This window comes from Pseudaquabacterium inlustre (assembly GCF_038066595.1).
Taxonomy (GTDB): domain Bacteria; phylum Pseudomonadota; class Gammaproteobacteria; order Burkholderiales; family Burkholderiaceae_C; genus Pseudaquabacterium; species Pseudaquabacterium inlustre.
In genome coordinates this window covers 208,215-222,203 of the sequence record NZ_JBBUTH010000004.1, presented here as the reverse complement: position 1 = coordinate 222,203, position 13,989 = coordinate 208,215, and the positions used below count along the sequence as shown (strand labels likewise).

10 protein-coding genes and 1 other RNA gene are annotated in these 13,989 nt (G+C 72.8%); 7 read left to right on the top strand and 4 right to left on the bottom strand.

Going from position 1 to position 13,989, the window contains the following annotated elements; translation table 11 throughout:
• Window positions 1-44 precede the first annotated feature (44 nt).
• Window positions 45-1,529 (top strand): sensor histidine kinase, encoded by a 1,485-nt coding sequence (locus tag AACH10_RS09085; protein WP_341410068.1) that lies wholly within the window; start codon window positions 45-47, stop codon window positions 1,527-1,529.
• Entirely contained in the window at window positions 1,526-2,989 is a 1,464-nt protein-coding gene (locus AACH10_RS09080; RefSeq protein WP_341410067.1) for a sensor histidine kinase, read from the top strand. Before AACH10_RS09085 ends, AACH10_RS09080 begins: the two co-directional genes overlap by 4 nt.
• A 14-nt stretch (window positions 2,990-3,003) precedes the next feature.
• On the opposite strand, the gene AACH10_RS09075 is transcribed toward AACH10_RS09080, so the two are convergent.
• Window positions 3,004-3,699: a response regulator transcription factor gene (locus AACH10_RS09075; RefSeq protein WP_341410066.1), complete on the bottom strand. Its 696-nt coding sequence runs from the start codon at window positions 3,697-3,699 to the stop codon at window positions 3,004-3,006.
• Window positions 3,700-3,798: 99 nt separating this feature from the next.
• On the opposite strand from AACH10_RS09075, the gene ffs reads away from it, so the two are divergent.
• Window positions 3,799-3,896: signal recognition particle sRNA small type (ffs, locus tag AACH10_RS09070), an RNA gene on the top strand.
• A 122-nt stretch (window positions 3,897-4,018) separates the two neighbouring features.
• On the opposite strand, the gene AACH10_RS09065 is transcribed toward ffs, so the two are convergent.
• Both AACH10_RS09065 and AACH10_RS09060 read right to left on the bottom strand, forming a co-directional pair.
• Window positions 4,019-6,472 (bottom strand): protein kinase domain-containing protein, encoded by a 2,454-nt coding sequence (locus AACH10_RS09065; protein ID WP_341410065.1) that lies wholly within the window; start codon window positions 6,470-6,472, stop codon window positions 4,019-4,021.
• Entirely contained in the window at window positions 6,469-8,364 is a 1,896-nt protein-coding gene (locus AACH10_RS09060) for a serine/threonine protein kinase (RefSeq protein WP_341410064.1), read from the bottom strand. Before AACH10_RS09060 ends, AACH10_RS09065 begins: the two co-directional genes overlap by 4 nt.
• Window positions 8,365-8,597: 233 nt before the next feature.
• On the opposite strand from AACH10_RS09060, the gene trxA reads away from it, so the two are divergent.
• The 4 genes from trxA to AACH10_RS09040 all read left to right on the top strand — a co-directional run bounded on the left by trxA (window position 8,598) and on the right by AACH10_RS09040 (window position 12,640).
• On the top strand, window positions 8,598-8,927 hold the full coding sequence (gene trxA / locus AACH10_RS09055) for a thioredoxin TrxA (protein ID WP_341410063.1): 330 nt from the start codon (window positions 8,598-8,600) through the stop codon (window positions 8,925-8,927).
• Between the two features lie 287 nt (window positions 8,928-9,214).
• Window positions 9,215-10,480 carry a transcription termination factor Rho gene (rho, locus tag AACH10_RS09050; protein ID WP_341410062.1) on the top strand — a complete coding sequence of 422 codons (1,266 nt, stop codon included), beginning with the start codon at window positions 9,215-9,217 and terminating at the stop codon, window positions 10,478-10,480.
• A 96-nt stretch (window positions 10,481-10,576) separates the two neighbouring features.
• The gene (locus AACH10_RS09045; RefSeq protein WP_341410061.1) at window positions 10,577-10,843 is read left to right on the top strand and encodes a type B 50S ribosomal protein L31; all 267 of its coding nucleotides are present in this window, start codon (window positions 10,577-10,579) and stop codon (window positions 10,841-10,843) included.
• 126 nt (window positions 10,844-10,969) lie between these two features.
• Window positions 10,970-12,640, top strand: coding sequence for a hypothetical protein (locus AACH10_RS09040; RefSeq protein WP_341410060.1), 1,671 nt, complete (start codon window positions 10,970-10,972; stop codon window positions 12,638-12,640).
• Here the strand turns inward: AACH10_RS09040 and phoR are convergent.
• Window positions 12,633-13,988 (bottom strand): phosphate regulon sensor histidine kinase PhoR, encoded by a 1,356-nt coding sequence (gene phoR / locus AACH10_RS09035; protein WP_341410059.1) that lies wholly within the window; start codon window positions 13,986-13,988, stop codon window positions 12,633-12,635. The two genes, AACH10_RS09040 and phoR, sit on opposite strands and share 8 nt — an antisense overlap.
• Window position 13,989 lies beyond the last annotated feature (1 nt).

The window sequence follows — 13,989 nt, the reverse complement described above, 5'->3', positions numbered from 1 at the left end:
GGCGGCCGCGGTGTCGCGCGGCCCGCGGCGGGCGCCCGCCTGCGATGTTGCCGTCGATTTCCGCCCCCGCCCTGACCCTGCTGTCCGGCGCCATCTACGCCCTGCTGTCGATCACGGTCTGGGTCACGGTGCGCCGGGGCCGCAGCACGCCGCATGTCGATCTGTGGTCGGCCGGCTCGATGTGCCTGGGCATCGGCGTGATGCTGATCGCCGCGCGCCCGGCGGTGCCGTGGTGGGTGAGCGTGCCGCTGGCCAATGCGCTGATGCTGTGTTCGCACGCGCTGCGTGTGGCCGGGCTGCGCCAGGGCCTGGGCCTGCCGGTGCACGGACGGCGGCTGGCGGCGCTGTGCGCCGGCGCGATCGCGCTGTTCGTGGCCGTGGCCGAACAGGGCGACACCACGCTGCGGGTGCTCGTGGGCCTGCTGCTGAGCGCCGGCGGCACCGCGCTGGTGGCCCAGCATGCGCTGCGCGCCGGCCGCCAGTTGCCCTCGCGCAGCGGCCTGGTGCTGTCTGGCGTCGAATGGCTGCTGGTGGTGGCCATGCTGTACCGCGCCCAGTCGGTGCTGGCCGGCGAGTCACCCGCCGAGCCGATGGCCGACGTGCCCAGCTTCTGGCTGCTGGTGGTGGTGCTGATCGCCGCGGCGCTGTACGGCAACCTGGCCTACCTGGGCATGGAGTTCGACCGCCTGGGTGAGGCCGAGCTGCGCGCGCGCCGCGATCAGCTGGCCGAGGCGGCGCGCCGCGAGGCCGCCGAGCGGTCGGCCACCGAGCTGCGACAGGCCATCGAGCAGCGCGACCAGCTGGCCACCGAGCGCGACCAGCTGCTGCAGATGCTGGCCCACGAGATCCGCCAGCCGCTGCACAACGCCAGCGGCGCGCTGCAGGCCGCGGCCCTGCTGGTGCAGGCCCCCCGGCCGGCCGACACGGCCGAGGTGTCGGGCCGGCTGCGGCGTGCCCAGGCCGTGCTGGGCGACGTGCGCTCGGTGCTCGACAACACGCTGGCCGCGGCCCTGATGCTCACGCGGCGCGACGCGCTGGTGGTGCAGGACGTGGACCTGCACCTGCTGGCGCACCTGGTGCTGGGCGACATGCCCGAGGCACAGCGCGCGCGCATCCGGGTGGACTGGCTCACGCCGCTGCGCTCGGCCGAGCTGGAGCCCGGCATGGTGCGCCTGGCCTTGCGCAACCTGCTGCGCAATGCCTTCGAGCACGGCGGGCCCGACGTGCAGGTGACGCTGCGCATCGAGGAGCAGGAGGCGCCGCCCGCCGTGGTGCTGACCGTGGCCGACACCGGTGACGGCCGTCCCGGCCCGCAGCTGGAGGAAGGCGGCGCACCGCCGGTGCCGCCCCATGCCGGCGCACCGGCGCTGGTGCGCCGCGGCCTGGGGCTGGTGATCGTGCGCCGCGTGATGGCGCTGCACCACGGCCAGCTGGTGCTGGCGCCGAACATGCCGCGCGGCCTGCAGGCTCGCCTGGTGTTTCCCGATCCCAGCGAGAACGGCCCGGCCCCGGCCGCCCTGCGGCCATGATGCTGGACATCCGCCCGACAGCCGCCACGCTGATCGTCGGCCTGCTCTACGCCCTGGTGGCGCTCACCGTGTGGGCGCTGCTGCAGCGCCGCCATCCACGCGTGCCGCTGGCGCTGTGGTCGCTGGGCGCTGCCAGCGCCGGGTTGGCCATGGCCATGCTGGCGCTGCGCGAGCAGGTGCCGTCCTGGCTGGCCCAGACCGGCACCTTCGCGCTGGCCTTCGGCTCGTTTCCGCTGCGCGTGCTGGCCCTGCGGCTGGACATGGGCCGCCCCGCCCGCTGCGGCCGTGCGCTGGCGGCCTGGCTGGCGATGGTGGCCGCCTACCAGCTGGCGGCGCTGTGGCTCACGCCACTGGGCCGCTCGCTGTTCGGCCAGGGCGCGCTGGCGCTGGGCACCGCGGTGCTGGCCTGGCAGGCCTACCACGCCGCGCTGGCCGCCCGCTCGCGCAACGGCATGGCGCTGGCCTGGGTGGAGTCGGCCCTGGTGCTGGTGCTGCTGCTGCGCGTGGCCGGCATCGCGCTGGGCTGGCTGCCGGCGCAGCCGCAGGGCATGAGCTGGGACTTCGCCCTGCTGGTGCTGGCGGCCCTGGCCGCCGCGCTGTACGGCAACCTGGGCTACCTGGGCATGGTGCTGGACCGCGTGCGCCGCGCCGAGCACCGCGCGCGGCAGGACCAGATGGCCGAGACCGCGCGGCGCCAGGCCGCCGAGCAGGCCGCCACCGCACTGCGCACCCTGCTGGCCGAGCGCGACCAGCTGGCCACCGAGCGCGACCAGCTGCTGCGCGTGCTGGCGCACGAGATCCGCCAGCCGCTGCACAACGCCAGCGGTGCGCTGCAGGCCGCGGCCCTGCTGGTGCAGGCGCCGCAGCCGACCGACGCGCGCCAGCTCACCGAGCGCGTGGTGCGCGCGCAGGCCATGCTGGGCGATGTGCGCTCGGTGCTCGACAACACGCTGGCTGCGGCGTTGATGCTCACCCGCCGCGAACCGCTGGTGGTGCAGGACGTCGACCTGCACCTGCTGGTGCACCTGGTGCTGGGCGACCTGCCCGAGTCGCAGCGCGCACGCACGCGGGTGGAGTGGCAGACGCCGCTGCGCTCGGCCGAGTTGGAGCCCGGCCTGGTGCGCCTGGCCCTGCGCAACCTGATGCGCAACGCCTTCGAGCATGGCGGCCCGGACGTGCAGGTGAGCCTGTCGATCGAGGAGCAGGACGATCCGCCCGCCGTGGCCCTGGTGGTGTCCGACGACGGCCAGGGCCGCCTGTCGGCGCTGCTGGAAGCCGGCGCCCCGCCGACGCCCGGCCCGGACACCGCGACGCCGGCCGTGCCGCGCCGTGGCCTGGGCCTGTTCATCGTGCGCCGCGTGATGGCGCTGCACCATGGCCGGCTGGTGCTGTCGGCCAACCTGCCGCAGGGCCTGCGCGCCCGCCTGGTGTTCCCCGACCCCAGCGACACGCCGGCCTGAGCCGGCCCCGCCGGTCAGGCGCGCACCAGCGGCGCGCGGAACACGTAGCCCACGCGCGACTTCGACTGCAGCGGCACCAGCGCCGGCGTGGCCCGCTCGATGCGGCGGCGCAGCCGGTAGATGGTGGCATGCAGCCGGTTCGGGTCGTCCTCGGACGACAGGCCCAGCAGGCTCAGCAGCGTCTGATGGCCCACCGTCTCACCCTTGGCCTCCAGCAGGCAGGCCAGCACGCTGACATCGGTGGGGCTCAGTTCGATGGTGGCGCCGTCGGGCGCCACCAGGCGGCGCTGCAACTCGTCCAGCCGCCAGGCCTGGGCCGGCGTGGCGTCCAGCGTGCGCGCCGCACGGCGGTACACGCTGCCCACTGCCAGCAGCACCTGCTCGAACGTGACCGGCTTGGCCAGGTGCATGTCGGCGCCGGCGCCGATGACCTGGTCGAATACGTCATTGCCCAGCTTGCCCGAGACCACCAGCACGCCGGCGTCGGTGCGCCGGCGCAGCAGGCGCAGCAGGCTCAGCCCGTCCACGCCCGGCAGCATCAGGTCGACGATGTAGAAGTCGAACTCGAACGGGCGCTCGCTGCACAGCAGGTCGTCGCTGTCGGCGAACCAGCGCACCGAGATGCCCTGCTGCTGCAGGAACTGCGTGAGGTACTCGCTGAACGCGACGTCGTCGTCGATCAGCGCCAGGGTCTGCGGGAGCGTGGTCACGGACGGGAGCCAAGCAGTGGCGGCGCCAAAAACACCCATTCTGCGTCATGGGCGCCGGCACACCGGCCGACCCGCCGGCGCATCACCTACAATGAAGGCGACGGGCCCCCTCGCATGGAAGCGCGGCCAACCGGGTCAGGTCGGGAACGAAGCAGCCCCAACCGTTGCAACCAGTGCCGAGGTTCAGGCTCGTCACCTCTCACCCGTCAGACAGCCACCGAACGCCCGTGTGCGCGGTGCCTGCCTGGATCCCCCGCCCGGCGGTCATGTCCGCGGGCCACCCCTCCCCACCCGCGTCGCGCGGCCATGCCGCGCCAGGTCACTGGCCGTGACCGGCCTGGCGGAAGGCCAGCACGGTCTGGTTGCGCAGCGTGCGCAGCAGCGCGCGACCCCGCTCCTCGACCGGCATGGTGCCGGCGTGGTCGGCGTAGATCAGCGCGAACGGGGCGCCGCGCAGCGACATCGGCAGCAGCAGGCACGAGCCACCGAAGCCCTGCCGCCTGAACCAGGCCGGCAGCGCCGAGGCCACGCGCGGCTCGGCCAGGTCGGGGATCAGCGTGTCGGTGCCCTTCTGGCACACCACGGTGAACAGGTCGGGCGTCGTGCCCTCGGGCGCCGCCGGCAGGACGATGAACTGCGGCGCCAGGCTGTCGGCCTGCTCGCCCAGGCCGAAGCGGCCGCGCAGCCGGCCGGTGGCCCCGTCGCGCAGGCAGAACAGCACGCGGCGGCAGCCGAGCGCGCGGTACACCGTCTCCAGCACCATGCGCAGCACCTGGTTGAGCTGCACCGCATCGCCAGCCAGCGTGTCGGTGATGTCCTGGATGCCGGCATTCAGCAGCGTCACCGCCGCCTCGCGTGCGGCAGCCAGCGCAGCCGCCTGCGCCGCGGGATCGGCCGTCTGGCGGTGGTCCAGTCGTACGGTGGCCAGCACCTCGGCCGGCACGCGGGCCGGCCCAGGCAGCGCCGCGCTGGCGCCCAGCATGCGGCGCGCCGCCGGCACCGACAGGCCCAGCGCCGGCGCCATCTCCAGCACCGCGCGCTGCGCGCCTTCGGCCGCACGGCGCAGGTCGGTGCCCACCACCCCCAGCGCGCGGCCATGGCGGGTGGCGACGGCTTCCAGGCGCTCGGGCAGGCCCTGCTCGTCGCCTTCCCACACCGCCTCGACCATCTCGTTGGACGCCACCGCCAGCCAGCGCATGCGCTCGGCCCCGGCCGGCAGGGCCCGCGCCGGCGAGGCCGCATTCGGCCGGCGCATGCACTGCTGCAGCACCTCGGGCAGGCCCCAGTGCTTGGCCACGCCCACGCCCAGCGACTCCCAGCCCAGGCCCAGCACCTGCTGCGCCACGCGGTCGGCCAGCAGGTCCGGATGCACCTTGGGGTCCAGGCGGCCCTCGCGCTGCTGGCGCGCCAGTTCGTCGCGCACCGTCTCGGCCTCGTCGGGGAAGTAGTACTCGGCCAGCAGCGGGCCCAGGTTGTAGAACATCGCACCGAGGAAGGCCTCCTCGGCATCGCGCGGGTTGCCAGCCAGCTCGTGCGCCATCTCGCCGGCCAGCAGCACGCGCAGAAAACTCTCCTTCAGGCGCTGCGCATGGCCCTTGTCCTTCATGTGCTCGACCAGCACCAGCGACAGGGCCAGATTGCGGATGCCGGCCATGCCGACCAGGGCCACCGCGCGCGAGACGGTGGACACGCCGTGCACGTCGCGCCGGAAATGCGCGGTGTTCACCAGCTTCAGCAGCTTGCCGGTCAGCGCCACGTCCTTGAGGATCTCGTCGGACACGCTGTGCAGCGACTCGGTCTCGGAGCTGGCCATGCGCTGGATGCGCAGCACGCGGTCCGACATGGCCGGAAAGTCGCTCTTGTGGCGCATGCGCCGCAGCAGGAAGTCGAGCGTGCCATGGCCGGTGCTGCTGTCGGGCAGCGCCTCGTCGGGCGGCTGCAGCCACAGCATCAGCGCATCGCGCAGCGCGGCCGCGCTCTCGTAGCGGTCGTCCGGCGCCCGCGCGATGGCGTGCTGCACCACGGCGCGCAGGCGGTCGTCGGCCGCGGTGTCGTCGGGCAGGCGCAGGTCCTCGGTCTGCACGCGCTCCAGCGCGCGCGCCACGTCGCGTTCGGCCAGCAGGCGCCGGCCGCACAGCATCTCGGCCAGCACCACACCGGCGGCGAACACGTCCATGCGCGGTGTCGGTGCCGCGCCACGCGCCGCCTCGGGCGACAGGTAGCCCGGCGTGCCGGCCACCATGCCCTCGCCCGCCGCGCCCTCGCCCGGGCGCGCCAGGCGGGCGGCGATGCCGAAATCCATCACCCGCGCGCGGCCCTCGGCATCGATCAGGATGTTCGAGGGCTTGAGGTCGCGGTGCACGATGCCCTGGTCATGGGCGGCGCGCAGCGCATCCACCACGCCCAGCATCAGCTCGACCGCGGCGCGCGCCGGCATCGCGCCGTCGCGGCGCAGCACCTCGGCCAGCGTGGGGCCCTGCACCAGCTCGAACACCAGGGCCGGATGGCCGTCGAAGGTGTCGGCATCGAACACCGGCACGATGTGCGGATGCGCCAGCCGGCCCACCGCGCGCGCCTCGTGCAGCCAGTGCGCGGCACCCACCGCGTCGGCACCCTCGGTGAACAGCTTGAGCGCCACCTCGCGCTGCAGTCGCTCGTCCGTGGCCCGCCAGACGGTGGCCTGGGCACCACGGCCCAGCACGGCCTCGAGTCGGAACCGCCCCAGGCGCTGGCCGGGACGCAAGGGCAACGATGCCTGCAACACGGCGCTCATGAGGTGGATCCTTGGCGGGCCGCGCGGCGGGCGTCGGCCAGGCGCGCGGCCAGGCTGCCGGCCGCGGCGGCGGGGGGGGCTCCGGCGGGCGCGCCGGATCGGCCGGGCGGCATGGCCGCCGCGGCAGGCGCAGCGGTCGTGTCGTCCAGAGCATCGTCGGGGCGGATGTCCACCGGCCGCGGCCCCAGCGTGGCCGGCTCGGTGGGCGGCTCGCCCAGCAGGGCCTGCTGCAGATCGGCCAGGCTGACGTCCAGCGCACGACCGTAGCGCTGGGCCACGCGCTGCTGCGCCGCGGCCCGGTGGTGCAGCGGCTGCAGCTGGCTGTCGACCAGTTCATTGGCGGCACTGGCGGTGATGCGCAGGCGCTCGGTGTCGCTGTGCGGCGCGCGCACCGGGGCGTCCAGCGGCATGCGGCGCATCATGTGCTGGGCGTCGTCGTCCAGCCCCCACTGGCGCCCGACCGCGGTGGCCAGCGACTCGACGTCGATGCCCAGCACCGCGAACGAGGCGCTCTCCTCGCTCATGCCGGGGTCCTCGGGCTCGTCGGGCCGGCCCGAGGGCGCCGGCAGCATCAGGCGGCGGATCTGCGCCGCCTCTTCCGGAAAGTGGTACTGCACCAGCAGCCGCCCCAGGCGCTGCAGCAAGGCCAGCAGGTAGCACAGCTCGGCGTCGTAGCCGGCAGGGCGCAGCATCTGCGCGATGCGCCCGGCCTGGCGGGCCAGCGCGAACTGCTGCGACAGATCCTGCGCCTGAGCCTCGCCCAGCGCACCAGGCCAGGGCTTCATGGCCTGCGCGGCCTGGCGCACGCTGTCCAGGCCCAGCAGCGCGATGGCGCGTCGCACCGTCAGGATCGGTCCGCTGCCGGCCCCCATGGCACCGCGCACCGCGGCGCTGTTGACCTGGCGCAGCAGCTCGAAGCACAGGCCCACGTCCTCCAGCACCACGGCGGCCAGTTCGAAGGTGCGCTCGCGGTCCATCAGCGCCAGCCGCGCCGCACGCCGCGCGCCACCGGGCATGCCCGGCAGCAGGCCGGCGCTGCGCATGCGGTCGGTCAGCAGGGCCAGCGGCCCCAGGTTGCCATCCCCCGCGGCGCGCAGCCAGCCCGACAGCGCCCGCTCCAGCGTGCGTGCGCTGCGGTAGCGCTGCCGTTCCTGGCGGTCGGTGGCTCGGTTGACGATGGCGCGCAGGGGATCCGGAATCACCGGCCCCGTGCCACGCGGCAGACGCACGAACTCACGCCCCAGCGGCGGCATCTGCGCCACCACCTGCATCACGTCGGGCTGCTGCAGCGCCGGTTCGCCCACCAGGCCATGGTGCATCACCAGGCCGAAGGCCAGCACATCCTGCTCGGCGGCCCGGCGCTGGGCCGGCAGCCCGCCGGCACCGTCGGACTGCACCACGCCCAGCCCCAGCAGCTGTGCACCACCGCCTTCGTGCAGCAGCACCATGGCGGCGTGCAGGTCGCGGTGGGCCACACCCGCCTCGTGGGCCATGGCCAGGCCCTCCAGCAGCTGGATGGCCAGCGGCGCCAGTTCGGTGCCCGGCAGACCGGAACGGCCGATGCGCTCGGACAGCAGCACGCCGCTGTCGCGCTCGTACGCCACGTAAGGCCAGCGCTCCTGCTCGCCGATCTCCACCGGCCGGGCCAGGCCGGGGTGATCGATGCGCGAGGCGCGCTGCGCCGTCTGCAGCCAGGCCTGCAGCGCATCGGCATCCTCGGGCTGGCGGCGCGGGATCACCAGCACCCACTCGCGGCCGAAGCGCGGTTCGCTCACCAGCCACATCATGCTCTGCTGGGTCTTGGCCAGCAGGCGCAGCAGCTGGAAACGGCCCAGGCGACGCACCGCCTGGCCGGCAGCGGCGGGTCGCTCGGAGGAGGTGGGCGCGTTCATGGGCGGTGGGCGGGTCTCGCCCGATTGGAACGGCGCCGCTGTTGCGTCGAAGGCCTGAAATGCGGGCTGCGCCGCCGCCAGTTCGGCGCCAGTTCGCCGTCAGCTGGCCGAATTGGGCCCGACGGCCGGCCGACCTTGCGTCCGTGCATGGCCCCGGCGGCCGCGACGCCAGGGCCTTTGTGCCACAATCTTTCGACTCCCCCACGGAGGGCCCTGCCGCCAAGGAATCACAGATGAGCAGCGAACTGATCAAGCACACCACCGACGCCAGCTTCCAGGCTGACGTGCTCGAGTCCGGCACCCCGGTGCTGGTGGACTACTGGGCCGAATGGTGCGGGCCGTGCAAGATGATCGCCCCGATCCTGGACGAGGTCGCCAAGGAATACGGCGCCAAGCTCAGCATCGCCAAGATGAACGTCGACGAGAACCGTGAAGTGCCGGCCAAGTTCGGCATCCGCGGCATCCCGACGCTGATGCTGTTCAAGGACGGCCAGCTGGCCGCCACCAAGGTGGGCGCGCTGTCCAAGGCGCAATTGACCGCCTTCCTCGCGCCGCATCTATAATCTGCTGCCAACGCGCTGAATTTCCCGTGCGCCGCCACAAGTGGCGCAACAGCGGGCACACAGCGCGATCCGGCACCTGCCACCACGCCACCCGGGCCTGCCGCCCGGCGCTTGAACCGCGTGGTCTCGGCCCCTCCCCCGTGTTCCAGTCTGCCAACGCCGCATCTGTGCGGCGTGCAAGCCTCGGCCCCAACGGCTGAAGGCGGCGGGCCCACAGCCGGGGCCGTCCGATCCGGCCGACTGCGCCCCGGCAAGGCGCGCGGCAACCACCCCAGGGTGAACCCCCGATGCATCTGTCCGAACTGAAGGCGCTCCACGTCTCCGAACTCATCAAGATGGGCGAGGCGCTGGAGATCGACAACGTCTCGCGCCTGCGCAAGCAGGAGCTGATGTTCGCCATCATGAAGAAGCGCGCCAAGGCCGGCGAGCAGGTCTTCGGCGACGGCGTGCTCGAAGTGCTGCCCGATGGCTTCGGCTTCCTGCGCTCGATCGACACCAGCTACATGGCGTCGACCGACGACATCTACCTCAGCCCCAGCCAGGTGCGGCGCTTCAACCTGCACACCGGCGACCTCATCGAGGGCGAGGTGCGGGTTCCCAAGGACGGCGAGCGCTATTTCGCGCTGGTCAAGGTCGACCGCGTGAACGGCCTGACGCCCGAGGAGAACAAGCACAAGATCATGTTCGAGAACCTGACGCCCTTGTTCCCCAAGGAAGCGTTCAAGCTCGAGCGTGAAGGCCTCAAGGGCGAGGACGCCGTCACCGGCCGCATCATCGACCTGATCGCCCCGATCGGCAAAGGCCAGCGCGCACTGCTCGTTGCCCAGCCGAAGACCGGCAAGACGATCATGATGAAGCACATCGCGCACGCGCTGGTGGCCAATCATCCCGAGATCCACCTGATCGTGCTGCTGGTCGACGAGCGGCCGGAAGAAGTGACCGAAATGGTCCGCGGCGTGCGCGGCGAGGTCATCTCCTCCACCTTCGACGAGCCCGCGGCCCGCCACGTGCAGGTGGCCGAGATGGTGATCGAACGCGCCAAGCGCCTGACCGAGCTGGGCAAGGATGTGGTCATCCTGCTCGACTCGATCACCCGCCTGGCCCGCGCCTACAACAACGTGCTGCCCTCCAGCGGCAAGGTGCTGACCGGTGGCGTCGATGCCAACGCACTGCAGCGCCCCAAGCGCTTCTTCGGCGCCGCGCGCAATGTCGAGGAAGGTGGCTCGCTGACCATCATCGGCACGGCGCTGATCGACACCGGCTCGAAGATGGACGAGGTCATCTACGAGGAGTTCAAGGGCACCGGCAACTGCGAAATCCACCTGGATCGCCGCATGGCCGAGAAGCGCGTGTACCCCTCGATCCTGATCAACAAGAGCGGCACGCGGCGCGAAGAACTGCTGCTGCGCCCCGAGATCCTGCAAAAGACCTGGATCCTGCGCAAGCTGCTCTACAACATGGACGAGATCGAGGCGATGGAGTTCGTGCTCGACAAGATGAAGGCCAGCAAGAACAACCTGGACTTCTTCGACATGATGCGGCGAGGCGGCTGACCTCGGCTCACGCTATAATCGCGGGTTTTCCGCTTCGGGCAAGTGCGTGGCAAAGGGTGCCGCGTGGCTGCCTGCCACCACAGCGAAGGGTTTCCCATGAAAGAAGGCATCCACCCCAACTACCGCGACGTCTGCTTCGTCGACCTGACCAATGGTTTCAAGTTCGTCACCCGTTCGGTGGTGCAGAGCAAGGAAACCATCAAGATGGACGACGGCCGTGAACTGCCGCTGGTGAAGCTGGAAACCACCAGCGAGACCCACCCGTTCTACACGGGCACGCAGAAGAGCGTGGACACGCTGGGCGGTCGCGTCGAGAAGTTCCGCAACAAGTTCGCCAAGGTCGGCATCGCCAAGAAGGCCTGAACAAGGCGCCTGGCGTCGCGGGCACGCGGCGCCACCCGCCTCTCTCTACAACGGCAGCTTCGGCTGCCGTTTTGCATTGTGCGCCGCCTGCCGGAGCGCCTCGCCACATCGGGCATCATCGCCGCCGTGACACCTTCGCCCCGCCCTGCCCTCGTCACCGCCGAGGCCGCGCAGCGCCTGCCGCGGTTGGCCCTGATCCTGTTCTGCGCCGCCTACCTGCTGCCGGGGCTGTTCGGCCGCGACCCCTGGCGCGGCGCCGACCTCACCGCCTTCGGCCAGATGCTGGCCATCGCCGAAGGGCGCTCGTCGTGGTGGCTGCCCACGCTGGGCGGCGTGCCCACCGATGCCGCGCTGCTGCCGCACTGGCTGGGCGCCGCAGCCATCGTGCTCACCCAGCCCTGGCTGGACCCGGCGCTGGCCGCCCGCCTGCCCTTTGCCGCGCTGCTGGCGCTGGCGCTGGCGGGCACCTGGTACGCCACCTTCCACCTGGCCCGCAGCGAGGCTGCGCAGCCGCTGCCCTTCGCCTTCGGCGGCGAGGCGGCGCCGCTGGACTATGCCCGTGCGATGGCCGACGCCGCGCTGCTGGCCCTGATGGCCACGCTGGGCCTGCTGCAACTGGGCCACGAGACGACGCCCGAGATCGCCCAGCTGGCGGTGGTGGCCGGGCTGCAGTGGGTGCTGGCCGCCGCATCGGGATCGCGACCACGCATCGGCGTGCTGCTGTTGCTGCCGGCCCTGGCGGCCTGTGGTGCACCCACGATGGCCCTGGTGCTGGGTGCCGGGGCTCTGGGGCTGTCTCTGACCAGCCGCGACGGCGAGGTGCGCGCGCTGTGGCCCTGGCTGGCCGCCGCACTGGTGCTGGCGGCGCTGGCCGGCTGGCCCACGCACAGCTGGGCCTGGCGCATGGCCACCGTGCCGGCTGCACTGCCGCTGCTGAAGCTGTGGCTGTGGTTCCTGTGGCCGGCCTGGCCGCTGGCGCTGTGGACACTATGGCGCTGGCGCAGCCACCTGGCCGAACGGCACCTGGCCCTGCCCGGCCTGGTGTTCGGTGTGGCCTTTGCGGCCAGCCTGGCGATGGGCGGCACCGACCGCGCGCTGATGCTGGGCCTGCCCGGCCTGGCCGTGCTGGCGGCCTTTGCGCTGCCCACGCTGCAGCGCGGCACCGCGGCGGCGGTCGACTGGTTCTCGGTGTGCTTCTTCACGCTGGCGGCTGGGGTGATCTGGGTGATGTACCTGGCCATGCAGACCGGCGTGCCGCCGCGTCCGGCCGCCAACATCGCGCGCCTGGCGCCGGGATTCCAGGCCCAGGTGGCCTGGCTGCCGTTGCTGCTGGCGCTGGCCGGCAGCGTGGTGTGGCTGGCCCTGGTGCGCTGGCGCACCGGCCGCCACCGCGCCGCGCTGTGGAAGAGCCAGGTGTTGCCGGCCGGCGGCGTGGCGCTGTGCTGGCTGCTGCTGATGACGCTGTGGCTGCCGCTGCTGGACTATGCGCGCAGCAACCGGCCACTGGCGCAGCGCCTGGCCCGGCATGTGCCGCCCGGGGCCTGCATCGCCGTGCCCGATGCGTCGACCTCGCTGGTGGCGGCGCTGGAATTCCATGGCCGTCACCGCGTGGACGCCGCCAGCCATGCGGCCCAGGGCCCCTGCCCGGTGCTGATGCTGGTGCAGCGCGGCGAGGCCGATTCGCCCGGCGTGGCCGCGGCCCGGCAGGCCGGTTGGACCGAAGTGGCCCGCGAGCGCCGGCCGACCGACCGCTTCGAGTGGACGCTGGTGTTCCGCCGCGCCGGGCCGGTCAGCTGACGCGCGAGGCCGGCGCCTCGGCCGTCTCCAGCACCAGCGGCTGCGACCGCACCCGGCCGGCCGGCAGCGCGATGCGGAAGCACGAGCCCTTGCCCGGCTCGCTGTCGATCTCCAGCGTGCCGCCATGGCGCTGCATCACATGCTTGACGATGGCCAGGCCCAGGCCGGTGCCGCCGGTGTCACGCGACCGGCTGCCGTCCACGCGGTAGAAGCGCTCGGTCAGCCGCGAGATGTGCTCGCGCGCGATGCCGATGCCGGTGTCGCGCACCTGGACCTCACCGCCGCCGTCGGGCCGCGCCTGCCAGGTGACGCCGATGCTGCCGCCATCAGGCGTGTAGCGCACGGCATTGCTGACCAGGTTGACCACGGCGCTGAACAGCTCGCTCTCCTGGCCCGCGATATCCAGCGCCGGCACCGCCCCCAGCGCCAGCGTGTGACGACCGGCCGACAGCGTGCGGCCATCGGCCACGGCACGCTCGAGCAAGGGACCCAACGCCACCCAGCGGTCGACCGGCGGCCGCGGGCTGCCCTCCAGCTGGGCCAGGGTCAGCAGGTCGGCCACCAGGGTCTGCATGCGCAGCGTCTGCTGCTGCATCAGGGCCAGCACCCGGGTGCGCTCGGCGCCGGTGAGCTGCAGCGTGGCCATGGTCTCGACGAAGCCGGCCAGCACCGTGAGCGGCGTGCGGATCTCGTGCGACACATTGGCCACGAAGTCGCGCCGCATCGCGTCGGCGCGCTGCCGTTCGGTGACGTCCTGCGTGATCAGCAGCGTTTGCCGCTCACCATAGCCGCGCATCACCAGCTGCAGGGTCGAGCGGCCATCCGGCGCGGTCAGCAGCACCGGCTCGCGCCAGTCGCGCCCCTGCAGAAAGGCCACGAAGGCCGGCATGCGCACGAGGTTGGTGATCGGCTGGCCGAGGTCGCGCTTGCCGTCCAGGCCCAGATGATCGGCGGCGATGGCGTTGCACCAGCGCACCTGGTCATTGCCGTCGAGCAGCACCACGCCGTTGGGCGAGGCCTCGATGGCCGACAGGAAATCGGCCAGGCGCTGCTGCTCGTCGGCAATGGCCTTATCGCGCTCGCGCACGGCGCGCTCGGCCCGGTAGGCCAGTTCGGCCCAGAAGCCGGCGTCGCGCGGTGCGCCCAGTGCCATGTCGCCGCGCAGCCAGCGCAGCAGGCGGGCGCCGCGCACGGTGTCCAGCAGCACCACCAGGTCCACGCCGACGGCCGCACCGATGGCCGTGCCCAGGTCGGGCGTGTGCAACAAGCCACCGGCGAGGTAGCCCGCGAGCGCCCCCAGCCCGAGGGCCGCCAGCACCACCAGCAGACGGGGCAGCAGCCAGGTCATC

Excerpts from the sequence above, each read along its gene's own strand:
- AACH10_RS09085 (WP_341410068.1), top strand. The coding sequence starts at position 45 with ATGTTGCCGTCGATTTCCGCCCCCGCCCTGACCCTGCTGTCCGGCGCC.
- AACH10_RS09080 (WP_341410067.1), top strand. The coding sequence starts at position 1,526 with ATGATGCTGGACATCCGCCCGACAGCCGCCACGCTGATCGTCGGCCTG.
- AACH10_RS09065 (WP_341410065.1), bottom strand. The coding sequence starts at position 6,472 with ATGAGCGCCGTGTTGCAGGCATCGTTGCCCTTGCGTCCCGGCCAGCGC.
- AACH10_RS09060 (WP_341410064.1), bottom strand. The coding sequence starts at position 8,364 with ATGAACGCGCCCACCTCCTCCGAGCGACCCGCCGCTGCCGGCCAGGCG.
- trxA (WP_341410063.1), top strand. The coding sequence starts at position 8,598 with ATGAGCAGCGAACTGATCAAGCACACCACCGACGCCAGCTTCCAGGCT.
- rho (WP_341410062.1), top strand. The coding sequence starts at position 9,215 with ATGCATCTGTCCGAACTGAAGGCGCTCCACGTCTCCGAACTCATCAAG.
- AACH10_RS09045 (WP_341410061.1), top strand. The coding sequence starts at position 10,577 with ATGAAAGAAGGCATCCACCCCAACTACCGCGACGTCTGCTTCGTCGAC.
- phoR (WP_341410059.1), bottom strand. The coding sequence starts at position 13,988 with ATGACCTGGCTGCTGCCCCGTCTGCTGGTGGTGCTGGCGGCCCTCGGG.